Consider the following 22124-nt stretch of genomic DNA (forward strand, 5'->3'; position numbering starts at 1 on the left):
AAAATTAAGCGTTACTTAAGATAAGTATATAGATTGAATAAGAGTGCTTTAAAGGGGAAAGGTGTAAAACAAGAGGCTGTAGCTAGTGAAATCTAAGCAGCTTTTGACTTTGCTGAGAAAAATGCACAAAAATTAAAATAATATGGATGTTTTTAAAATAAAAAGAGTTGTTGTTTTAAACTATATAAAGAAATTAGCTATATCTGGTACAATAGTAAATGACATGGACAAAAGCATATCAGAGTTTACTAAATTAATAATTAATAATGCAGAAGTTCCCATAACAGAAGTTAATGAAGTTCTTATTAATGATAATTTTTATATAGCATTTACCTTTAATTTAGATACTTTAGATGCCATTTTATTACAAGATATTATGAAATTTGAAGAAGGATACGAGCTTGAAATAATTTAAATCTACTTTGTAATTAAGTAATACAAAGGTCACTCAAGCGAGTGATTTTGTTGTTTATAAAATGCTTTGCAACTTAGTTTTTTTGAGAAACGCAGTAAGGGGAGCGAAGACATGTTGTTTGTCGTTCTCTTTTAGTTTTTAGATGTAGAGGATCTTGGAGACGATATTTTTTTCCAAAAGGAGAGAACCTGCGAGATAATCCAAAGAAATCTCCAAAACTTCCGCCAATTGTGTCGCCATCTCAATAGAGGTTTTACTTCTTCACGCTCATATCTTCCAATGACCGCACCGTGAACCCTACCAGTTTGCCCCCCTCCGCTACGGAACAATTGTATCGTATGACAAAGATTAGTATTAAAAAAAGTAACTAGTTTAATAACTCAAATATGAGTAGGAATTTTCCTATTCTGATTTTTATAGATTTTTAATTTCATGTATTTTCAAATGTATTTGACATAGAATATTTGATAGCATTTACACAGTAGTAATAAAAACACATTAATTCTCAGGCTTATTAAAAAAGATGATATTGTTATTTATCGGTATAGTAGAGGTTTAAAATATTTAGGAGCATATAACGTTCTTAATATAGAGACTGTTTAAATCATTTAAACTACCAATATTTGAATTTGAGGTACAATTTTTAATACAGGCAGACTATGAATAAGGAATGTTTTAAATATTTGTTAATAGTTTTATCAGTGTTTTCTATGATCATATTGAAAGCGCAGAAAAATAATGAACAGGCTATTATTGCTATAAAGAATGTTAATATCATTGCAATGACTTTAGACAAAAAGATCATTAGAAATGCAACATTGGTTATTAAAAACAATAAGATATTTTCCATTAATGGAGATATTCCTCAATCGGCAAAAAAGATTGATGGAAAAGGCAAATGGCTTATTCCTGGGCTTATTGATATACATGTTCACGGAGTGGCAGACATTAATTTTGCGACACCATACCCCACAGAAGGAGATACTTTCTTCGTGGATAATCAGGATATTATGATGCCCTATATAGCAAATGGTGTGACTACTATATTTGATCTCAATTCGAGAGTAGAAAATTTTGCCCAGAGAAACGAAATCATAAAAGGAAAAATTATTGGACCCCGAATTGCTCTGGCTGCATTAATTAATGGAGGAAATGGCTCAGGAAGAATAGCCAATACTCCTTCCGATGGACGGCAGACCGTTCGTATAGCCAAAGCGGAGGGATACGAATTCATCAAAGTATATTCAGAACTTAATGTGGAAACGTTTAAAGCGATTACCGATGAAGCAAAAAAACAGGGAATGAAAGTAGTAGGCCATATTCCTGATGCATTTAAAGGCAAAATTGAAGAGGTATTTGTTCCCGGTTTTAATCTGGTTGCGCACGCAGAAGAACTTGCCAAGCAATCGGAGAATTACAGCGATGAAGATATACAGAAATTTGTAAGGCTTGCAAAAGAAAACGGAACTTGGCTTTCACCTACTTTGATTGTTATTAAACGGATTGAAGAACAAGCCAGATCTATAGATATTATACCTAAACTTGAAGGGTTCCAGTATATTCACCCACTAATGCAGAATAAGTGGATGACTTCAAATCAGTACCACGAGAAATCAAGCCCTGAATTTATTGCTTATCTGGATAAAATGATAGGATTCAATAACCGTCTGGTAAAAGCTTTTAAAGAAGCTGGAATTCCTCTTCTTGCCGGGACAGATTCAGGATGTTCCGGTGTTGTGTGGGGGTATTCTCTTCATGATGAAATTGAACTTTTGGTAAAAGCAGGACTCACTCCTGAAGAAGCACTCAATTCTTCTACAAGATTATCTGCAAAGTGGCTTGGCATTGATGATAAAATAGGAACAGTGGAAGTTGGAAAATTTGCTGATCTTGTTTTATTGGATGCAAATCCTTTAGACAATATACAGAATACAAGAAAGATTTCCGATGTTTTCTTGAATGGTCAATGGGTTTCCAGGAACAAAATTGATAAAATGTTGTCAGACTTAGCCAGACGAAATCATGACAATAAAGATAAATTTGACTGGAAAAAAAGGAAAGAATTAAGAAATACTTTATAGGCTGTGTTTGGTAGAAAGAAACTAAAAAAATATTGCCAACAGTAACTTCGCAGCAAGATAGTCAGATTAACATAATAATGGTTTAAAACTACATAAACCAGTGTTCCTTAAAGAAAAGAACTAACTCCAGAAAAATAAAAGATAATCATTTAATTTTAATCCATCCAAAAGCAGCATTCTAATTTTCATCTCTCACCGAAAAATCGTATTTTTGTACATCTAAAAAGTAAAAGAAAGAATGAATTCCTACAAAAATCCATTGGAAGAGCGCTATTCCAGTGAAGAAATGTTGTTTAATTTCTCACATAATAACAAATTCCGTACCTGGAGAAAGCTTTGGATCGCTTTAGCAGAGATCGAAAAAGACTTAGGTCTTGAAATTACAGAAGAGCAAATTGCTGAATTAAAGGCTAATGCTGAAAATATCGATTTTGATAAAGCAGCAGAATACGAAAAAAAATTCCGTCATGATGTAATGGCTCACGTTCACACTTATGGAGATGTGGCACCATCAGCAAAGGGAATTATCCACTTGGGAGCTACTTCAGCTTTTGTAGGAGACAATACAGACTTAATTCAAATTCGTGACGGACTTTTAATTCTAAAGAAAAAGTTAGTTAACGTAATGAAGAACTTGGCAGATTTTGCCATTCAATATAAAGATCTTCCAACTTTAGGATTCACTCACTTCCAGCCAGCTCAGTTAACAACGGTTGGGAAAAGAGCTACACTTTGGTTACAGAGTTTGGTTCTTGACATCGAGGAGCTTGATTTCTTCCTTGAAACCCTTCGTTTCAGAGGTGTAAAAGGAACTACAGGAACTGCTGCAAGTTTCCTTGAGCTTTTCAACGGTGACTATTCTAAAGTAAAACACTTAGATAAAGAACTTTCAAAAAGATTCGGTTTCGAAAAAGTTTTCGGAGTTTCCGGACAAACCTACGACAGAAAAATTGATGCTAAGGTTGTTGCCTTATTAGGGAATATTGCTCAGTCTGCTCACAAATTCACGAACGACTTACGTTTACTTCAAAATCTTAAGGAAATTGAAGAACCATTCGAGAAAAACCAGATCGGTTCATCTGCAATGGCATACAAGCGTAATCCAATGAGAAGTGAAAGAATTGGAGCATTGGCAAAATATGTAATGTCTTTAACGACTAGTTCTGCAATGGTAGCTTCTACACAGTGGTTTGAAAGAACACTGGATGATTCTGCAAATAAGAGATTAACCATTCCACAGGCGTTCCTGGCAGTAGATGCCATCTTATTGATCTGGAACAACATTATGAACGGAATTGTAGTGTATCCTAATAGAATCAACAAGCACATTGAAGAAGAACTTCCTTTCATGGCAACAGAATATATTATCATGGAAGAAGTGAAAGCTGGTGGTGACCGTCAGGAAATTCACGAGGTAATCAGAGTTCATTCTATGGAAGCTTCCAAGAAAGTAAAAGAGGAAGGAAAAGAAAATGACCTTATCGAAAGAATTTTAAATGATGATTCTTTAAAATTAGATAAATCAAAATTAAAAGAAGTTTTAGATCCGAAGAACTTTATCGGTTTTGCACCGATTCAGACGGAAGAGTTCATCAAAAATGAAGTACAGCCGATTCTGGATCAGAATAAAGACTTAATAGGATTGGAAGCTGATCTTAAAGTATAAAAATGATATGCAGTCTCTTTGGGCTGCATTTTTTATTTCTAACCTGCCATGAACAAAACCCTTTTATTGATTGCAATGATTCCCGTACTGCTTTTCTCTCAGAAGAAAGAGAAAGAAGCACTGAGGTATTTTATTTCCAAAGATTCTTTAATAGGAGTTAAAGACCAGACTGGAAAAATCATCATTCCTGCAGAATTTAAAGATTATACCGGAATCAAAGACGGAGAATTACTGCAAGAGGGAATTGGCAATGAAACCATTCTCTTTCCTGGTGGGAAAAGAAACGATAAATATGAAAAAAATAGCTTTGGATACGTTTATGACAGAAAAGGTAATTTTTTGTATAAACCTTATTTGTATGATAACGGAGCAGACTATTTTTCAGAAGGACTAAGGAGGTTTGTAAAAGATGGAAAAACAGGATTTGTAGACAGAAATGGAAAAACCATCATTCAGCCTAATCATGACTTTTCAGCATCTTTTAATTATGGATATGCCGTATTCTGTGATGGTTGTGACTGGGAGAAAACAGATGATGAGCATCCTGCAATCGTAGGTGGTACTTGGGGAGTGATGAATATTAAAGGAGAAACTGTTCAGCCACTTACAAAACATTCAGAGAAAGATATTGATATCGATGGAAAATATTATCCATATTCATTTCAATACAGTGAAAAAGAAAAAAATATCCTTCAATTCTTTGAAAAATACAATAAAATAATCTCAGCAGTTCATTATGTCAACGTTTATAATGAAATGTCCGAAGATGAAAAAAAACTTCTTTTTGAAATTGTAGAAAGACCACAAGGAAATTTTCCGTACTATCAGATCAATACCTATGATAATAAGAAAACAAACTTAGCAGCATTTGATGATCTGAAATTTTTTGTTTCAGAAGATGGGAAAAGCGTTTTTACAATAAATTATGAAGATAAAATGATTCCTTTCGGAAAATGGCTGAAAGAGGAGATCAAACAAGCAGAAGAATACCAAAAAAAACATTCTAATAACCCTAATAAATTCAAAAAATAACCCGAATTAAACTTAATGAGAAAAAGCATACTTATATTTATTTTTGCTTTGGCATTTGCAAAGAACCATGCACAAAGTGATAAAAAAGTCTACTCAATCATAGATGCTGCTGCTCAGAAAGTGGCAAAAGAGTCCAAAGCATATTCTGTTTCTGTCGGAATCATCAAAGATGGAAAAATCTACACCAAGCACTTTGGTGAAATAGATAAAGGAAAAGGAAATAAAGCAGATGATAATACTTATTTTTCCATAGCTTCCGTTACCAAGCTTTTTACAGGTCAGTTATTGGCTCAGGCAGTTCTGGAGGGGAAAATAAATCTTGAAGATGATGTACGTAAATACCTTAAAGGATCTTATCCTAATTTAGAATATAATGGTGTTCCCATAAAAATAAAAAACTTACTCTCTTACGAAACAGCGCTTCCAAGAAATCTTCCTATTGATGATGATTTAAGGAAAAATATGAACGATGAAACCGCATTTCTTTACGAGAAACTCAATAAAGGATATACCAAAGAAGACTTTAAAAAAGATCTGGCTACCGTTACATTAGATATGGAACCAGGTAAAGACTATAAATACAGTAATTTAAGCCTTGAGTTGGCCGGTCTCATGCTGGAAAATATTTACGGGAAAAGCTATGAGACACTTTTAAAAGAAAATATTTTCTCAAAAGCTGGAATGAACCATACCAAACTCGAACTTGGTAAAAATGAAGCTCAGGCTAATGGATATCATGAAAATTATCGTCTGATGCCTGTGGGACAAAGCCTTTTATGGGGTTCAGGTGGTTCCAAAACCGAATCTACAATGGGAGATATGGTGAAGTTTTTAAAAGAAGAACTGAATCCACAAGATAAAATAGTACAGGAGTCCCAAAGAAACATTAACAATAGTAAAGAAGGATGGTATGGATATTTTTGGGATAAATACTGGATTACTGAACATGGTAAAAGAGGATTTAAACATGGTGGATCCTATGGGATAAATAGCTTGTTTACTGTATTTCCTGAGCTGAATATTGGAATTTGTATAATCGTGAACATCAATGGGCCTGAAACATTTACCGCACTTTATAATGGGACGGACGGTTTAGTAGCCGATCTTACTTCAACTTCAGATAAAAAGCAGGTGTATGGATATTCCGTAAAGGGAGATAAAATCGTTTTTTCTTACACGCATCCGAAAAACCTGAACGGAAACCTGATCAATACCGTAGCTTTAGCAGGAAGTTTCAATAATTGGGATTCTGAAAATAAAGAATATCAGATGATCAAAAAGGATAAAAATCTCTATGAATTGGAGGTTCCTGTCTCTCAATTTGAAAAAGGAAAGCCCTATTCTTTTAAGTTTGTATTGAATAAAGAAGAATGGATTGGAGCTTCTAAAAATGCATCCAATAATGATGGTACAAAAGATAATAATCTGACATTGGTATTATAAAAAAAAGATTGAGGAAAAAGAAAGTAAAAAGAGTAAATTTGTACTCAATATTATAAGGTGGATGATAACACCCAAATGAGCGACCAATGCAGATCGTAATCTGATACGGATGCTCTGAACTCAGAAAGTAAAAAGAAAAATAAATCTAATATTAAAATCTGACATCTAATGTCTAATAACAAAAGAATTTTCGTAGAAAAAAGAGGAATTTTCGATGTTGAAAGTCCAAAAATTTTTGATGAAGTAAAAGCGGTTGTTCCGGCTATTCAAAGTGTAAAGGTCTACAATGTGTATGACATCTTCAATTTGAATGACGGAGAATTTGAAAAAGTGGTAAACAACACATTCGTAGACCCTGTTACTGATATTTTACACACAGAAAACCCTGCAAAAAACACCCATTTCAGTATGGAATTTTTGCCTGGTCAGTATGATCAGAGAGCAGACTCTGCACAACAGTGTATCGCTTTGCTGACGGAAAATGAAAAATCAAAAGTAAGAAGTGGTAAACTGATCGAATTTGAAGGAGTGTCTGAAGCAGATCTTGTTAAAATCAAGGACCTTTTGATCAATAAAGTAGAATCTCAGGAAAAAGATCTTTCCATTCTGGATATTCCTGCAGACGAAACACCTTCTAAAGTTTTGATTCACGAAAATTTTATCAATTTTAATGATGCTGAGCTTGAAGGTTTCTATAACAATCACGGTTTTGCATTAGGATTAGATGACCTGAAATTTATTCAGGAATATTTTAAAACTGAGCAGAGAAACCCTACAGAAACTGAACTTAAAGTATTAGATACCTATTGGAGTGATCACTGTCGTCACACGACTTTCGAAACAGAATTGTCAGACATCCAGTTTGAAGGAAACTTCAAGCATACATTGGAAACTATCTTCAATGATTATATCGAAAAAAGAAAATTCTTGGGCCGTGAGCTGAAACCTATTTCCCTAATGGATCTGGCAACTGTATGCGGTAAATATTTCCATAAAACAGGAAATCTGGATAACCTTGTGATTTCTGATGAGATCAATGCATGTACCATCCAGATTGAAGCCGAATACGATGGTAAAAAAGAGCCTTGGTATTTATTATTCAAAAACGAAACTCATAATCACCCTACAGAAATTGAGCCTTTCGGAGGAGCATCAACATGTTTGGGAGGAGCTATCAGAGATCCATTGTCCGGAAGATCTTTTGTGTTTCAGGCGATGAGATTAACAGGTGCTGCTGACGTTTTAGAATCTGTAGATAAAACTTTACCAGGGAAATTACCTCAGAAAACGATTACAAAACAAGCTGCCAACGGATACTCATCTTATGGTAACCAGATCGGATTAGCCACTACAATGGTTTCCGAAATCTATGATGAAGGCTACAAAGCCAAGAGAATGGAGGTAGGCTTCGTTACCGGAGCGGTTCCTATTGATTGGGTAAGACGTGAAAAGCCTGAAAATGGAGATTCAATCATCATTTTAGGTGGTGCTACAGGTAGAGACGGTGTTGGAGGAGCAAGCGGAAGTTCAAAAGAACAGGACGAAACCTCTATTCATACCATGAGTTCAGAAGTTCAGAAAGGAAATGCCGTAGAAGAGCGTAAGATTCAAAGACTTTTCAGAAATCCTGAAGTAACAAGATTAATCAAGAAATCAAATGACTTTGGTGCCGGTGGAGTTTCTGTGGCAATCGGTGAGATTGCAGACTCTCTTGAAGTAAACCTTGATGTATTGCCATTAAAATATGAAGGATTAAACGGAACAGAACTTGCCATTTCCGAATCTCAGGAAAGAATGGCAGTTGTGGTAGATCCAAAAGATAAAGAAAAGTTCATCAAGTTCTGTGAAGCTGAAAATATTGTTGCTGTAGAAGTAGCAAAAGTAACAGATTCAGGAAGAATGCAGATGTTCTGGAAAGGAGACAAAATTGTAGACCTTTCAAGAGAATTTTTGGATACCAACGGATGTTCAAAATCTCAGGAAGTAAAAATTAATCACCTTGGAGAAGTAAAAGCAGAAACGAAAGCGTTCACTGCAGAAAACTTCATCACCATTTTAAAAGATAAAAATGTAGCTTCCCAAAAAGGATTATTGGAAATGTTTGATTCTTCAGTAGGAGGAACAACTGTTGCCATGCCTTTAGGCGGGAAATACCAGCAGACGCTAATGGAAGGAAGTGTGCAGACACTACCGATCTTAGGAGCAAAAGATATTAAAACCGTTTCTTTGGCAAGCTGGGGATTTGATGCTGAGATATCAAAGCAAAACTCACTATTAGGAGCATCTTATGCTGTGGTAGAAAGTGTTGCGAAGATTGTAGCCATGGGTGGTGATTACAAAAATATCAGATTAAGCTTTCAGGAATACTTCGAAAAGCTGGGGCAGTCTCCTGAAAAATGGGGTAAACCTTTAGCTTCACTTTTAGGAGCCTATGACGCACAGATCAACCTTGGTCTTGCTGCCATTGGAGGTAAAGATTCAATGAGTGGAACCTATCAGGACCTGAATGTTCCTCCAACTTTGATCTCTTTTGCATGTGCTAACGGAGACAAACAAAATATCATTTCACCTGAATTTAAAACGGCAGGGAACAAGTTATATTTCTTCAACCATATTCCTCAGGAAAGTGGTCTTCCGAACTATGATGCATTAAAAGAAGTATATGAATTCATCTTTGAAAACATCAAGTCAGGAAAAATTGTTTCTGTAAAAACAGTGAAAGATGGTGGAGTTGCAGTAGCAGCAGCTAAAATGAGCTTCGGAAACAGATTGGGTGCTGAGATTAATGCTGATGAAACTGTTTTATTAGCTAAAAATATCGGTAGCTTAATCATTGAATCAAAAGAAGAATTAAGCTCAGCAGCTGTTCAGTTGATCGGAGAGGTAAAAGATTCAGGGGTTCTGAAAATTAACAATCTTGAATCTAGTATTCTGGATCTTGAATCTGCCAACACCAATACATTCGAAAGCCTTTTCCCAACAGTAGAAAAAGAAAAAATCACGGTGGAAATTGACGAAAAGTCAAACTCCATCCATCCAAGAAATATTATTATCAAAAAACATGGAATTGCACAGCCTAAAGTTTTTGCTCCCGTATTCCCAGGAACAAACTGTGAGTATGACACGCTGAATGCATTCCAGAAAGAAGGTGCTGTAGTAAGCAGCTTACCTTTAATCAATATCAATCACCAGTTACTGGATGAAAGTATTGATGCTTGGGTAGAAGAGATCAGAACATCTCAGATCTTAGCATTCTCAGGTGGTTTCTCAGCCGGTGATGAACCGGATGGTTCTGCAAAATTCATTGTAAACGTTCTGAAAAACGAAAAAATGAGAAATGCAGTTCATGAATTACTAGACAGAGACGGTATGATCGTTGGAATTTGTAACGGGTTCCAGGCGCTTGTTAAATCAGGATTGCTGCCTTACGGAAGAATCAAGGATCTGGATGAAAACTCACCAACCTTGGCTCACAATGCTATCAGGAGACATATCTCTCAGATGGTAACAGTACAGGTTGTAAATGACGAAAGCCCTTGGTTAAAAGGAATGAAAGGCCAAACATACACCATTCCTATTTCTCACGGTGAAGGACGTTTCATGGCTTCAGAAGAGGAAATCAAGAAGTTGTATGAAAACGGGCAGATTGCAACCCAATATATCGATCTTGATGGAAACATTGCCCACGGAATGCCATTCAATCCAAATAATTCATTATTCGGAATTGAAGGAATCACAAGCCCATGTGGAAAGATCTATGGAAGAATGGGCCACCCGGAGCGTTTTGCAGAGGGTCTCATGAAGAATATACCAACCGCGAATTATCACAACATATTCAAAAACGGTGTTGAATACTTCAAATAAAAAATTAGCCTCACAGATTTTCAATGTCTGTGAGGTTTTTTTTAATATGTAATCAATAAGTTCATATTTTTGCATCATTACATTAAAAAAACAAAACTTTAACCAATGAACCAAGAAAATTCTTCTGAGACCAAGAAAGAAATCAAAAGAATAGATGCAAGTTACATTTCGCACGAGATACAACACCTTTTACACTTTGACAAAGGCTTTCCTTTTACCTTTAAAGAAGTTTTGCTACGTCCGGGGAAAGCAGTAAGAGAATATCTCAGAGAAAATCGTGAAAAATATGTAAAACCAATTGTGTTTTTGGTTTTTGCCGCAGTTTTTTATACTTTTATTATTCATTTATTTCATATTGAAGTCCTCATTTTTAATATAAAAGGATTTGGTGGAGCACAGCAATGGGAACATAATCTAGATACTGAAGTGATCAATAAATGGATAGATTCTCACCTCGGATATTCTGCCCTGATTATTGGTTTTTTTATGGCTATTTGGACCAAGATATTCTTTTGCAAAAAAGGGTATAATATATTTGAAATATTTGTATTGCTATCCTATGTTTTCGGAGTATTTTTTATTGCACTTTTATTTTTTCTGTTGCTTTCAAAGCTAACAGGTCTGTTAATGATAACTCAGATAGGGGTGCTATTACTTCAAGTTTATTTTGTGGGAGCAATTGGCCAGTTTTTTGGAGAAAAGAATCTTATCAATTATGTCAAGAGTTTAATTTGCCTGTTTTTAGGGATTATTACCTACAAGTACAGTTTGATTTTACTGGCATATTTGATCCATCTTTTTAAGTGAAATATATTTTAAAAAGTAATGTTAGGAACCATCACAAATAATTACAAATGGACTTAAATACTTCAAATAACAATACAAGAAAAATGATCGTCATCAATGGTGGTCATTTTTCGTCTTTAGCAGGATTCTATGAAGAGATTTCCAATATCTTAATGAAAGATACAGACTGGAAAGTAGGAACCTTGGATGGCTTTGACGATATCCTTTACGGTGGCTTCGGTGTTTTTGATAACAATGAAGAAATTGAAATCGTCTGGAAAGAATCTCAAAAATCAAAAGAAGATCTGGGGTTTAAGACTACTCAAGAATTCTATGAGAATAAAATAAGACAGGGAAAACCGTTTAATATAGAACTGATTCAGCAAAAATTGAATGATTTGATGGAAGGAAAAGGACAGACGTTGTTTGATATCTTAATTGAAATTATTCAGTCTCATTCTAATATTAGCCTCACCTTAGATTGATAAATAAGAAGCCTGAAATTTAATTATAACTTCTTATTTGTCTGTTTTTGCTAAAAAAGATGTTAAAAAACATACAGAGATGGAGCGTATTCAGAAGATTTTATTTTACTTTGAATACTATTTTTAAATGCTTTTAGCCTGAGCCATGGAGCTGGTTTAAATAATAAATAAAAGAACGAATTGAATGAAGAAAATTGTATATGGACTGTTCTTTGGAGACAGTATAACGTATGGAGAATATGACGGCGTTTTCGGAGGCTGGGTTGATATTTTAAAAAGATATGCCCTGCAAAAATTCCACGAGGGAAATGGTGATGAATTAATTTTATTTAATCTGGGAATTGGTGGAGAAACTACAGAAGGATTATTAAAGAGAATGCCCACTGAACTGGAGGCTAGAAATTCAGCAGATGGAAATTTGGTTTTTATAAGTTATGGGGCCAATGATCTTGCTATAAAAGAAGGGGTACAGGTGGTAGAACCGGAAACATTTAAAAGCAATATGATAAAAGCCGTTCAGCATGCAAAAGAGTTCTCAAAGGATATTTATCTTGTAAGTATTCTTCCGGTTTCAAAAAATATAGATGGAGTAGTAGTAGGTTCAGGAAAGGTAAGAACCAACGAAGAAGTAGTTGCCTACAACCAAATTCTAAAGGACGTGGCCCAAGATCATTCTTTAATATACATAGATTTTTATACAGCAATCTTGGCCGATAAAGAAATTTTGCTTTCTGCAGACGGAGTACATCCTAATGAAAAAGGGTATGGAACGATGGCTGAAATTGCAATTCCAATCATTGAAAAATATTTATAATGCCCCATTTATTTTCTTACGGAACCCTGCAGAAAGAGCAGGTTCAACTTGAAACCTTTGGACGAATTTTACAAGGAAAAAAAGACGCCCTATCTGGGTATAAGCTAAGGATGCTTGAAATTACAGATCCTGAAGTATTACGGAAAAGCGGTCAGAAATATCATCCCGTTCTGGAGTTCTCAGGAAATGAACAAGATCAAGTAGAGGGAGTGCTTTTTGAAGTCACAGAGAATGAAATTCTTCAGGCTGATGAATACGAAGTAGATGATTACAAAAGAATCGAAACCATTTTTAAATCCGGGAAAAAAGGGTTTATCTATGTAGGAGTATAATCTCTATCTCTTAGAATTTATTGAGACAAAGTATAGAACGATAAATATTACAATATCATATCAATAGAAACGGGCTTTAGCTCGTTTTATTTTTAAACCACCAATCCATAGGCTTTAGCCAAAACTTAAAATCTGCGAAAGATTTCCGTCCTGCTTATTTGAATACGATCAGAAACCCTACTGACAAACAGTTGTCACAACTCATTTCTACCTTTGTGAAAGACAAAAGAAAAATTAAAACATGAATAACGTAAGAGTCGAGCCTTTTAAGGTAATAGGAATTGCCGTAAGAACCACCAATGAAAATAATCAGGCCGCAAAGGATATTCCTGTATTATGGGAAAAGCTAATGAAAGAAAATATTGTGGAGAATATTCCCAATAAGCTAGACAATGCTGTTTATTCCATCTACACAGATTATGAGAAGGACCACACAAAACCCTATACCACCATCCTTGGATGCAAAGTAGCAAGTCTGGACCATATTCCGGAAGGAATGGTGGGTAAATCCTTTGATGGTGGAGACTATGTAAAATTTACACCTAAAGGAAATTTATCAGAAAATCTGATTATTAACGAGTGGATCAAGATCTGGAACATGGATTTGGGCAGAACATTTACAGCCGACTTTGAAGTATATGGAGAAAAAGCGATGAACCCCGCAGAGGCAGAAGTAGATATTTTAATTGCAGTGCAATAACAAATAATAATATTCATTACCTATTCAACCATAAAAAAGCCTCCTGCCATTGAAAAATGATAGGAGGCTTTAACGTTTTTATTGAACGGGTTATTTATAAAAAACAGTTTTTATATAGTCATTGGTATTGTCCCCATTATAATCATAATTAGCAGGAGTTAAAATGATAAGTTTGCTGGTGGTAAGATCCAAAACTTCAGCACTGTTATTGTTAATAGTAAGTTTCATTTGTGGAGAATCATAAAAATAGGAAAGAGTGGATTCTGTTTTCTGACAAGCGGACCCCACTGTATTATAGTCATTCATATAATACTTTCCATCATTCCGAAATTCATAGGTTCCCTTTTTTTTGCAATCATCAGGAGTGTTTTCATGAATTACCGTTGACTTATCGGATCCTGAAATCTGATATTCAGTTTGTATTTTCCAAAGTCCAACAATATTAGTGTCATAAATATTATTGTTGTTATTCCCTGTTGGAGTATCATCACCAAGGCTGCATGATGAAAGTGTTCCCAATATTAAAATTCCAGCGACTATCTTTTTCATAAAGTGAATTTTTGGCGAACTTAATAAAAATTATTAAATGAATGGAACTTTATATGAATTTTATGAAAATTTGATGGGATGAACCGCTTAAAAAATATATTTCCCGTAAACAAGGATGCCAATAACTATAGAAACAGCAGCCAATAACATCACAGCTCCTGCTGAAATATCCTTAATAAAGCCTATTCTTTTGTCGAAATCAGGCTGAACGATGTCACAGATCTTTTCAATGGCAGTATTGAAAATTTCAGCACTTAAAACAGCAACTGAGGCAATGAGAATAATAGCTGCATCAATGTTGGATAGTTTTAAATAAAAAATTAAAAACAGATTGATAAGAAAAGCCAGAAACTCAATCCGGAAATTCCTTTCCGTTTTTATCATCATCAAAACACCGCGGAAAGCATTGAGAAAACTTTTATGGAGTGGCGGTTTTTGCATGGCTCTTTTACTTTTTTCAACAAAGATAGGTTTTGTACTTTGATTGTTGAATTTAATCTGCTATATTTGGAATACAGGATTGAAAAATCAATGGAAGTGATTTCAAAAGCTATATTTTTGATAAAAAAGTGGAAGCCCCTGGAAATGCGAACATAATATCAGGTCTTAAAACAGATTGATGATGTTTGTTCAAAACTCCTCCATATTATTTTTTTCTTTGTTGTATGTATTTATTATATTTGTAGAAACTTATTTTATAAATCTATGAAATTTATTATTTCAAGTGGTGAACTGCAGAAGGCGTTGCAAACTGTAAGTGGCGTAATATCAAGCTCTCAATCGAGACCGATTTTAGAAAACTATCTTTTTGAATTAGACGGAAATAATGTTACCATTACAGCATCTGATGGCGAGACGACTCTTGTAACTTCTTTGGAGGTGAAGTCTGATGATTCAGGTAAATTTGCCGTTCCTGCTAAAATTTTTCAGGATTTTATCAAGACATATGGGGAACAGCCTTTAACATTTGTTGTAAAGGACAATGCGGAAGGAACTGGAAGCCAGCTTGAGATTTTAGATGAAAAAGATAACTTCGCAGTAGCATTGGACAACGCTGATGACTACCCTGAGCTACCAGAATTTGATGCATCACAAAGTGTGACAATGCCGGCAGGTGTTTTGTCTGAAGCTTTAACCAATACATTATTTGCTACAAGTAACGATTCTCTTCGTCCGGTAATGACAGGAGTTCTGTTCCAGTTTGGAGAAAATGAAACCAACTTTGTTTCTACAGATTCTCACAGATTGGTTGTTTATAAAAGAACAGACCTTATGAATGCTGAGCCAATGGAGTTTATCATGCCTAAAAAACCATTGAATATTTTCAAAAATATTCTGGCAAGTTCCAATGAAGACGTTAAAATCGACTTCAATGAGAATATGGCTAAATTTACTTTTGATAAGCATATCTGGATCTGTAGACTAATTGATGGAAAATATCCAAACTATACAGCGGTAATTCCTAAGGAAAATCCAAATGTATTGACCATCAACAGAAACCTGTTGCTGGGAGCAATCAAAAGAGCATCTATCATGTCTAACAAATCTACCAATCAGGTAAGATTTAAGCTTTCAGGAAACATTCTTCACTTACATGCAGAAGATACTGAATATGCAAACAAGGCAGACATGCAGATACCTTGTGACTACAACGGAGAAGATATCAATATCGGATTCAGCTCCAAATTCTTAACGGAAATGTTAACAATCTTAGGTTCTGACGATATTACAATGAAAATGTCTCAACCCAACAGACCGGGGATTATTGAGCCTCTTGATGGTCTTGAAGAAAACGAAAATATCTTAATGTTATCAATGCCTGTAATTGGATTATAATATTAAATAAGAAATAGATAAAAGCTGGAATTAAATTTCCGGCTTTTATTTTTTATGCCCAATAAGAAAATTTATCTTAAATCATGGAAGCAAGAATACAGTCTTATCATCCCTCAGATTTTCTTTCAGATTTTACCACTGAAAACTATAGTGTTGTTTTGTGGCAGGGGTCGGGCGTTTTTTCTGTGGATGATATCAATTATTCTTATAATGGATATAACATTCTATTTCTTTCACCTTATCAAAAATTGAGATTAGTCTCAGAATCTGATGAAAATATCAATGTTCTTTTCTTTCATGGCGATTATTACTGCATTGAATATCATAAAGAAGAAGTAGCCTGCAACGGACTTCTTTTCAATAATATTTACATGAATCCTGGGATAGAGCTTACAAAGGACAGCTTTGATTATATTCTGGAGCTTTTTAGGCATATTAAAAAAGAAGAATCTGAAGATCATTTATTTTCCCAATCCATTATCAAGACCTATATTCAATTGATTCTTGCTTTGTGTAGCAAACAAAAAAGCGGTATCGAGCATAGTTCTGCTTTCAATGAAAAGTTACCCAATAAAAATGCTGTTGAATTTCAAAAACTGCTGGAAATTCATTTCAAGGATGAAAAGGAACTTTCATTTTACAGTGACAAGCTTAGTATTACGAACAATACTTTAAGTAAGGCCGTTAAAAAAGAATTTTCCAAAACACCTTCCCAACTTATTAATGAAAGAATCATTCTGGAGGCTAAAAAATTGCTTCATTTAACCTATCGTTCCATAAAGGAAATTGCCTCGGAACTAGGATTCGGAGATGAGTTTTACTTCAGCAGGTATTTTAAAAAATCTGTAGGCTGCTCCCCCAAAAAATATAGAGAGAAAGTAGGAATTTCAGTAGTGGCAAAAATGTCCATGTAATGTCCTGAAATATCTATGTTAAGGAGCTGTGTATGTAAATACCTTTGTTAAAAAAAGTAAATCATATGCAAAACAGCAGACTATATCACCGTTTATTAAGACTGGATACTTATTTCTTCAACTTTCTGAGAATTTCAATATTCATCGTTATGGCCTGGATTGGCGGGCTTAAAGCTTTTCAATATGAGGCAGATGGAATTGTTCCCTTTGTTGCCAACAGCCCACTGATGAGTTTCTTTTATAAAAATGCAGGAAATAAGGTCCTTAATGATGACCAAAAGCTGGTTTCAGAATATACACTATACAAAAATCCGGAAGGAAAAGTAGTAAAGAAAAACATTGACTGGCATACGGAAAATGGAACGTATGTGTTTTCATACGGACTCGGAACAATGATTCTAATCATAGGATTTTTAATGCTATTGGGAATCTGGTTTCCTAAAATAGGCGCCATAGGAGGAGCTTTAACGTTTTTAATGTCATTGGTTACACTTTCATTTCTAGTTACCACTCCTGAAGTCTATGTCCCTAATCTTGGGGGAGATTATCCGACTCCTCAGTTTGGATTTCCCTATTTGTCGGGAGCGGGACGTCTTGTATTGAAGGATATTATCATGATGTCGGCCGGACTTGTATTGTTTTCCGATAGTGTAAAGAAAGTGGTTAAGCCATCTGCCAATTAAGAATTTTTAAGATGAAGCCAATAAAATAGTGATTTATCTAATCTTCCGAAGAGAAATGAATCAAAATTATTTGTCTTAAAGTTGTTTCTAAATTTCTGTATTTCTCAAAAAAACACGACATTTGTACCTCGAAAAATTACGTAAAAACTGCGTGATGTTTCAAATAAAAGTTTCAAAATAAAGCAGGCGAACCTTTCGGTTTCATCTGACCAATTAAAAAAGTAGATAGATAAACAAATGAAAATATCAAACAACTGGCTGAAGGACTTTGTGACAACGGAATTGAAAACTGAAAGAATCGGTGAATTCCTTACAGATATAGGTCTTGAGGTTGAAGGGATAGATAAATTTGAAAGTGTAAGAGGTAGTCTGGAAGGTATTGTTGTAGGTAGGGTTTTGACCTGCGAAAAACATCCTAATGCTGATAAACTGAAGAAAACAACAGTAGATGTAGGAAACGGAAAGGTATTGAATATCGTTTGCGGAGCTCCTAATGTAGATGCAGGACAAACTGTTCCTGTAGCAGTTGTTGGAACAAAAATCTATGACAAAACTGGAAACTTTTTTGAAATTAAGGAAGCAAAAATCAGAGGTGAGGTTTCTCAGGGAATGATCTGTGCAGAAGACGAACTTGGCCTTAGCGAAGATCATGGCGGAATCATGGTATTGGATGAAACCAAATATGAAGTAGGAAAGAACTTTGCAGACTATTTTGAATTGACGAATGATGAGGTTTTTGAAATTGGTTTAACGCCAAACAGAACAGATGCTATGTCTCACTATGGTGTTGCAAGAGATCTGAATGCTTATCTTTCTACAAACCAATTGAAGTCGAAGTTTAACAAAGTGGCTTCAGAAGTTTTGAACGGAGAGGGAACTCATGATTTCAAACTGGAAATTGAAGACGCAGAGCTATGTCCAAGATATATCGGAGCTGTTATTGAGAATGTAAAAGTTGCAGAATCTCCGGCTTGGTTAAAAGACAGGCTAAAAGCAATCGGATTAAGCCCAATTAATAACGTAGTAGATATTACCAACTATATTCTTCACGGATACGGACAGCCGCTTCACGCATTTGATGCAGATAAAATTGCAGATAAAAAAGTGAAAGTAGGAGTTGTAAAACCCGGAACAAAGTTTACTACACTGGATGGTGTGGAAAGAACATTGAACGGTTCTGAAATCATGATCAAGGATGGTAAAGATAATCCAATGTGTATTGCAGGTGTTTTCGGAGGAGAAAATTCAGGAGTATCTGAAACTACAAAAACAATATTCCTTGAAAGTGCTTACTTCAATCCAATTGCAGTAAGAAAAGGAGCCAAACTTCACAGCTTAAATACAGATGCATCTTTCAGATTTGAGAGAGGTGTAGATCCAAATATTACAAGAACAGCAATTACTCACGCTATTAAAATGATTCAGGAGATAGCAGAAGGGAAACTAGTTGGAGAATTGTTGGAAGAATATCCTAAAAAAATTGAGGATAGCTATGTGATCCTTAGATTCTCTAAAATTGAGCAGATTTTAGGAACAAAAATTCACAGAGAGAAAGTAAAGGAAATTTTAAAGGCATTGGAAATTCAGGTTTTAAATGAAATTCCCAACGGTTTTGAAATCTCTGTTCCTGCTTACAGAGCAGATGTAACAAGAGAAATTGATGTGATTGAGGAGATTTTAAGAATTTACGGTTACAATAAAATTGATGCCCCGCAAAAAATTTCATTTACCCCTGTTAAGCTAAGCGCCAACGATCAGGATGAATTGGAAAACAGCTGGGCAAGAACTTTACAAAGCCTTGGTTTCAATGAAGTAATGAATAACTCATTGACTTCAGTAAAGGATGAAACGGATGCTGTGAAATTATTAAACCCTCTAAGTGGTGATCTTGCATTCATGAGAAAATCCTTATTAGAAGGACTTCTTCAGAATACAGTATATAACATCAACAGAAAGAATCAGGATATCAAGTTCTTCGAATTCGGAAAGATCTATCACAAAAAAGATAAATACGAAGAAAGAAAACAATTAGCGATTATTGTTTCCGGAAGAGATGTTGCAGAGAACTGGTTACAGCCTAAATCAGCAGTAAGCTTTTACAATCTGAAAGCTTATGTTAAAGTTTTATTAGAAAGGTTAGGGATCAACTACAAAGAAGTAGCTTTATCTGATGACAGATTCTCTGATGCCCTTACTTATGAAGCAGACGGAAAAGCATTGGTAAGAATCGGAAAAGTTGCTCCGGCACTTTTAAAGGATTTCGATATTGATCAGGATTGTTTCTATGCAGAAATTGAACTTGAGTTTGCTCAGGAATTACGTTCTAAAAACGAATTGAAGTTTAAGGACATCCCTAAATTCAACAAGATCAGAAGAGACCTTGCCTTATTAATTGATAAGAATGTAAACTACCAGGAACTATACCAGACAGCGAAGAAAAACAAATCTCCTTTCATTAAGAGTATCAACCTATTCGATGTATATGAGGGTAAAAATCTTCCTGAAGGCAAGAAATCCTATGCAATGAGCTTCGAGCTATTAAACGAAGAAAAAACATTGGAAGAAAAGGAAATCACAGAAGTAATGGATTCCCTGATTAAGTCTTTCCAGAAAGAATTCAATGCAGAATTGAGATCTTAATTGTAAGAGATAAAAAATAGATAAAAGCGGACTTTTTTAAGTCCGTTTTTTTTGTGATACTTTTATTAGGTTGGGTCTGAAAGTAAGAATACAGAAATGCGATGTAGGAAGCCAGACTTGTATTTTTCCGAAAAATAAAGGAGAAATACCCACTGTTAAATAACAATAAAATTCTATAGAAACCGTTTAAATAATATAAAATCCGTAAATTTGGATTAATTCAAAAAGAAAAAAATGAAAAATCTTTTTTTAAGTATATGTACAGCAGCGGTATTAGCTTCATGTGGAACTATGACCAGTGCATCTGCCTCTAAAGTAGGAAAAGCTCAGGCAGCTCTTGCCAATACAAAATGGACTTTGGCTGACAACGTGAAAGGGAAAATTCCAACATTGAATATTGAAGGAGAAAAGATAACAGGAAATGCAGGTTGTAATAACTATTTTGGAACTGCCCAAATAGATCCTGCTTCAGGAAGCTTCTCTGCCGGCCAGATAGGATCTACAAAAATGATGTGTAACAACATTGGAGTAGAACAGAACTTTATGGATATGATGGGAAAAGCAAACAAATATGTGATTTCCGGAAATACCCTGGAACTTTATAAAGACAATCTTTTATTATTGAAATTCAATAAATCAGAATAAAACAAAAGGAACTCAATTTGAGTTCCTTTTTTATGTTTAGAGTGTTATTTAATTAATCTTCCTCTTCTTCGTCGTACTTAGCCAACTCTTCATCACACCATTTGAATGCTGCTTCTACTACTTTCGTAGCTTCGTCTGCCATAGTCTCTTCATCATCTCCTTCTAGATCATCTAACCACTCAACTTCCTCTTCCTCAACGTTTAGGATAAATCTTGGATATTCTGTGTGGACTACGAATAGATCTTCTGGAAATTCCGAATTATCTGCCAATAAAAACTTTGGTAATTTCATTTTTTTAATGTTTTAACTTTCTCAAAGATAAATAAAATTATTGACTTAAAATTATTTCAAAAACATTTTTGAAACTTTTTCAGCTTTTTTACTTTCAGAATAATCGTAAAAGCCTTCCCCTGATTTTACACCCAGTTTTCCAGCAGTTACCATGTTTACAAGCAATGGGTTTGGAGCATATTTAGGATTCTTGAAACCATCATACATCACATTAAGGATGGCAAGGCATACATCAAGGCCAATGAAGTCTGCCAATTGAAGAGGTCCCATTGGATGAGCCATTCCTAATTTCATTACCGTATCAATTTCTTCCACTCCGGCCACACCGTTGTAAAGTGTCTCGATAGACTCATTAATCATTGGCATAAGAATTCTGTTAGCCACAAAACCAGGATAATCATTCACTTCTACAGGAACCTTACCTAACGTTTTGCTCATTTCATAGATGGCATCAAAAGTCTCCTTAGAAGTGGAGTATCCTTTAATGATCTCTACAAGCTTCATGATAGGTACAGGATTCATAAAGTGCATTCCGATTACTTTATCAGCCCTTTTCGTAGCTGCAGCAATTTTAGTAATGGAAATTGAAGATGTATTTGTTGCAAGGATACAACCGGCAGGAGCCAATTCATCCATTTGACCGAAGATCTTTAATTTAAGATCCATATTCTCTGTAGCAGCCTCCACAATAAGATCAGCCGCTCCCACTGCATCATTAAGTGCTGTGAAAGTAGTAATATTTCCTAGTGTTTCTGCTTTTTGGTCTTCCGTAAGGTTTCCCTTTGCAATTATTCTGTCAAGGTTCGTAGTAATGGTTTTCAACCCTCTGTCTAAGGCATCCTGAGATACATCTACAAGATTTACCTTAAAACCGCTTTGTGCGAAAGTGTGTGCAATACCATTTCCCATGGTTCCAGCTCCGATAACTACAATGTTTTTGATCATTT

General features: G+C 34.9%; 20 protein-coding genes. 16 read left to right on the forward strand and 4 right to left on the reverse strand.

What is annotated here, in order from left to right:
• The first annotated feature begins 142 nt into the window (after nucleotides 1–142).
• The 11 genes from C7D53_RS05825 (at nucleotide 143) to C7D53_RS05875 (ending at nucleotide 13618) form a co-directional block, all read left to right on the forward strand.
• Nucleotides 143–415, forward strand: coding sequence for a hypothetical protein (locus tag C7D53_RS05825; RefSeq protein ID WP_106915413.1), 273 nt, complete (start codon nucleotides 143–145; stop codon nucleotides 413–415).
• Nucleotides 416–1125: 710 nt separating this feature from the next.
• A complete protein-coding gene (locus C7D53_RS05830; protein ID WP_228422199.1) occupies nucleotides 1126–2496 on the forward strand; it encodes an amidohydrolase family protein in 1371 nt (456 codons plus the stop codon).
• Nucleotides 2497–2734: 238 nt separating this feature from the next.
• Entirely contained in the window at nucleotides 2735–4162 is a 1428-nt protein-coding gene (gene purB, locus C7D53_RS05835; protein WP_106915415.1) for an adenylosuccinate lyase, read from the forward strand.
• Between the two features lie 48 nt (nucleotides 4163–4210).
• Nucleotides 4211–5194 carry a WG repeat-containing protein gene (locus C7D53_RS05840; RefSeq protein WP_106915416.1) on the forward strand — a complete coding sequence of 328 codons (984 nt, stop codon included), beginning with the start codon at nucleotides 4211–4213 and terminating at the stop codon, nucleotides 5192–5194.
• 15 nt (nucleotides 5195–5209) lie between these two features.
• Nucleotides 5210–6637 carry a serine hydrolase gene (locus C7D53_RS05845; protein ID WP_106915417.1) on the forward strand — a complete coding sequence of 476 codons (1428 nt, stop codon included), beginning with the start codon at nucleotides 5210–5212 and terminating at the stop codon, nucleotides 6635–6637.
• Between the two features lie 168 nt (nucleotides 6638–6805).
• On the forward strand, nucleotides 6806–10501 hold the full coding sequence (locus tag C7D53_RS05850) for a phosphoribosylformylglycinamidine synthase (RefSeq protein WP_106915418.1): 3696 nt from the start codon (nucleotides 6806–6808) through the stop codon (nucleotides 10499–10501).
• Between the two features lie 105 nt (nucleotides 10502–10606).
• Nucleotides 10607–11308, forward strand: coding sequence for a DUF3667 domain-containing protein (locus tag C7D53_RS05855; RefSeq protein WP_106915419.1), 702 nt, complete (start codon nucleotides 10607–10609; stop codon nucleotides 11306–11308).
• Between the two features lie 47 nt (nucleotides 11309–11355).
• Complete coding sequence (locus tag C7D53_RS05860) at nucleotides 11356–11772, forward strand: ribonuclease inhibitor (protein WP_106915420.1); 417 nt, start codon at nucleotides 11356–11358, stop codon at nucleotides 11770–11772.
• A 184-nt stretch (nucleotides 11773–11956) separates the two neighbouring features.
• Nucleotides 11957–12586: an SGNH/GDSL hydrolase family protein gene (locus tag C7D53_RS05865; protein WP_106915421.1), complete on the forward strand. Its 630-nt coding sequence runs from the start codon at nucleotides 11957–11959 to the stop codon at nucleotides 12584–12586.
• A complete protein-coding gene (locus C7D53_RS05870) occupies nucleotides 12586–12918 on the forward strand; it encodes a gamma-glutamylcyclotransferase family protein (RefSeq protein ID WP_106915422.1) in 333 nt (110 codons plus the stop codon). The genes C7D53_RS05865 and C7D53_RS05870 overlap by 1 nt, the downstream gene beginning before the upstream one ends.
• Before the next feature lie 241 nt (nucleotides 12919–13159).
• Nucleotides 13160–13618 (forward strand): GyrI-like domain-containing protein, encoded by a 459-nt coding sequence (locus C7D53_RS05875; protein ID WP_106915423.1) that lies wholly within the window; start codon nucleotides 13160–13162, stop codon nucleotides 13616–13618.
• Between the two features lie 90 nt (nucleotides 13619–13708).
• On the opposite strand, the gene C7D53_RS05880 is transcribed toward C7D53_RS05875, so the two are convergent.
• On the reverse strand, nucleotides 13709–14167 hold the full coding sequence (locus C7D53_RS05880) for a lipocalin family protein (protein ID WP_106915424.1): 459 nt from the start codon (nucleotides 14165–14167) through the stop codon (nucleotides 13709–13711).
• An 87-nt stretch (nucleotides 14168–14254) separates the two neighbouring features.
• Nucleotides 14255–14608, reverse strand: a complete 354-nt coding sequence (locus tag C7D53_RS05885; RefSeq protein WP_106915425.1) for a diacylglycerol kinase family protein — start codon at nucleotides 14606–14608, stop codon at nucleotides 14255–14257.
• 264 nt (nucleotides 14609–14872) lie between these two features.
• On the opposite strand from C7D53_RS05885, the gene dnaN reads away from it, so the two are divergent.
• The 5 genes from dnaN to C7D53_RS05910 all read left to right on the forward strand — a co-directional run bounded on the left by dnaN (nucleotide 14873) and on the right by C7D53_RS05910 (nucleotide 20885).
• Nucleotides 14873–16003, forward strand: coding sequence for a DNA polymerase III subunit beta (gene dnaN / locus C7D53_RS05890; protein WP_076351230.1), 1131 nt, complete (start codon nucleotides 14873–14875; stop codon nucleotides 16001–16003).
• A gap of 83 nt (nucleotides 16004–16086) precedes the next feature.
• A complete protein-coding gene (locus tag C7D53_RS05895; protein ID WP_106915426.1) occupies nucleotides 16087–16917 on the forward strand; it encodes an AraC family transcriptional regulator in 831 nt (276 codons plus the stop codon).
• Nucleotides 16918–16982: 65 nt separating this feature from the next.
• Complete coding sequence (locus tag C7D53_RS05900; RefSeq protein WP_106915427.1) at nucleotides 16983–17600, forward strand: DUF417 family protein; 618 nt, start codon at nucleotides 16983–16985, stop codon at nucleotides 17598–17600.
• A 237-nt stretch (nucleotides 17601–17837) separates the two neighbouring features.
• On the forward strand, nucleotides 17838–20240 hold the full coding sequence (gene pheT, locus C7D53_RS05905) for a phenylalanine--tRNA ligase subunit beta (protein WP_106915428.1): 2403 nt from the start codon (nucleotides 17838–17840) through the stop codon (nucleotides 20238–20240).
• A 234-nt stretch (nucleotides 20241–20474) separates the two neighbouring features.
• A complete protein-coding gene (locus C7D53_RS05910; RefSeq protein ID WP_106915429.1) occupies nucleotides 20475–20885 on the forward strand; it encodes an META domain-containing protein in 411 nt (136 codons plus the stop codon).
• 52 nt (nucleotides 20886–20937) lie between these two features.
• Here C7D53_RS05910 and C7D53_RS05915 read toward each other — a convergent pair whose 3' ends face one another.
• Nucleotides 20938–21177: a hypothetical protein gene (locus tag C7D53_RS05915; RefSeq protein ID WP_002977986.1), complete on the reverse strand. Its 240-nt coding sequence runs from the start codon at nucleotides 21175–21177 to the stop codon at nucleotides 20938–20940.
• A 51-nt stretch (nucleotides 21178–21228) separates the two neighbouring features.
• Nucleotides 21229–22119, reverse strand: a complete 891-nt coding sequence (locus tag C7D53_RS05920; protein ID WP_185126682.1) for a 3-hydroxybutyryl-CoA dehydrogenase — start codon at nucleotides 22117–22119, stop codon at nucleotides 21229–21231.
• Between the last annotated feature and the right edge of the window lie 5 nt (nucleotides 22120–22124).

The sequence above is a fragment of the Chryseobacterium aurantiacum genome (assembly GCF_003020585.1).
GTDB lineage: Bacteria > Bacteroidota > Bacteroidia > Flavobacteriales > Weeksellaceae > Chryseobacterium > Chryseobacterium aurantiacum.

Coding starts and splice junctions, on each gene's coding strand:
- C7D53_RS05825 (WP_106915413.1), top strand. CDS start 143: ATGGATGTTTTTAAAATAAAAAGAGTTGTTGTTTTAAACTATATAAAG.
- C7D53_RS05830 (WP_228422199.1), top strand. CDS start 1,126: ATGATCATATTGAAAGCGCAGAAAAATAATGAACAGGCTATTATTGCT.
- purB (WP_106915415.1), top strand. CDS start 2,735: ATGAATTCCTACAAAAATCCATTGGAAGAGCGCTATTCCAGTGAAGAA.
- C7D53_RS05840 (WP_106915416.1), top strand. CDS start 4,211: ATGAACAAAACCCTTTTATTGATTGCAATGATTCCCGTACTGCTTTTC.
- C7D53_RS05845 (WP_106915417.1), top strand. CDS start 5,210: ATGAGAAAAAGCATACTTATATTTATTTTTGCTTTGGCATTTGCAAAG.
- C7D53_RS05850 (WP_106915418.1), top strand. CDS start 6,806: ATGTCTAATAACAAAAGAATTTTCGTAGAAAAAAGAGGAATTTTCGAT.
- C7D53_RS05855 (WP_106915419.1), top strand. CDS start 10,607: ATGAACCAAGAAAATTCTTCTGAGACCAAGAAAGAAATCAAAAGAATA.
- C7D53_RS05860 (WP_106915420.1), top strand. CDS start 11,356: ATGGACTTAAATACTTCAAATAACAATACAAGAAAAATGATCGTCATC.
- C7D53_RS05865 (WP_106915421.1), top strand. CDS start 11,957: ATGAAGAAAATTGTATATGGACTGTTCTTTGGAGACAGTATAACGTAT.
- C7D53_RS05870 (WP_106915422.1), top strand. CDS start 12,586: ATGCCCCATTTATTTTCTTACGGAACCCTGCAGAAAGAGCAGGTTCAA.
- C7D53_RS05875 (WP_106915423.1), top strand. CDS start 13,160: ATGAATAACGTAAGAGTCGAGCCTTTTAAGGTAATAGGAATTGCCGTA.
- C7D53_RS05880 (WP_106915424.1), bottom strand. CDS start 14,167: ATGAAAAAGATAGTCGCTGGAATTTTAATATTGGGAACACTTTCATCA.
- C7D53_RS05885 (WP_106915425.1), bottom strand. CDS start 14,608: ATGCAAAAACCGCCACTCCATAAAAGTTTTCTCAATGCTTTCCGCGGT.
- dnaN (WP_076351230.1), top strand. CDS start 14,873: ATGAAATTTATTATTTCAAGTGGTGAACTGCAGAAGGCGTTGCAAACT.
- C7D53_RS05895 (WP_106915426.1), top strand. CDS start 16,087: ATGGAAGCAAGAATACAGTCTTATCATCCCTCAGATTTTCTTTCAGAT.
- C7D53_RS05900 (WP_106915427.1), top strand. CDS start 16,983: ATGCAAAACAGCAGACTATATCACCGTTTATTAAGACTGGATACTTAT.
- pheT (WP_106915428.1), top strand. CDS start 17,838: ATGAAAATATCAAACAACTGGCTGAAGGACTTTGTGACAACGGAATTG.
- C7D53_RS05910 (WP_106915429.1), top strand. CDS start 20,475: ATGAAAAATCTTTTTTTAAGTATATGTACAGCAGCGGTATTAGCTTCA.
- C7D53_RS05915 (WP_002977986.1), bottom strand. CDS start 21,177: ATGAAATTACCAAAGTTTTTATTGGCAGATAATTCGGAATTTCCAGAA.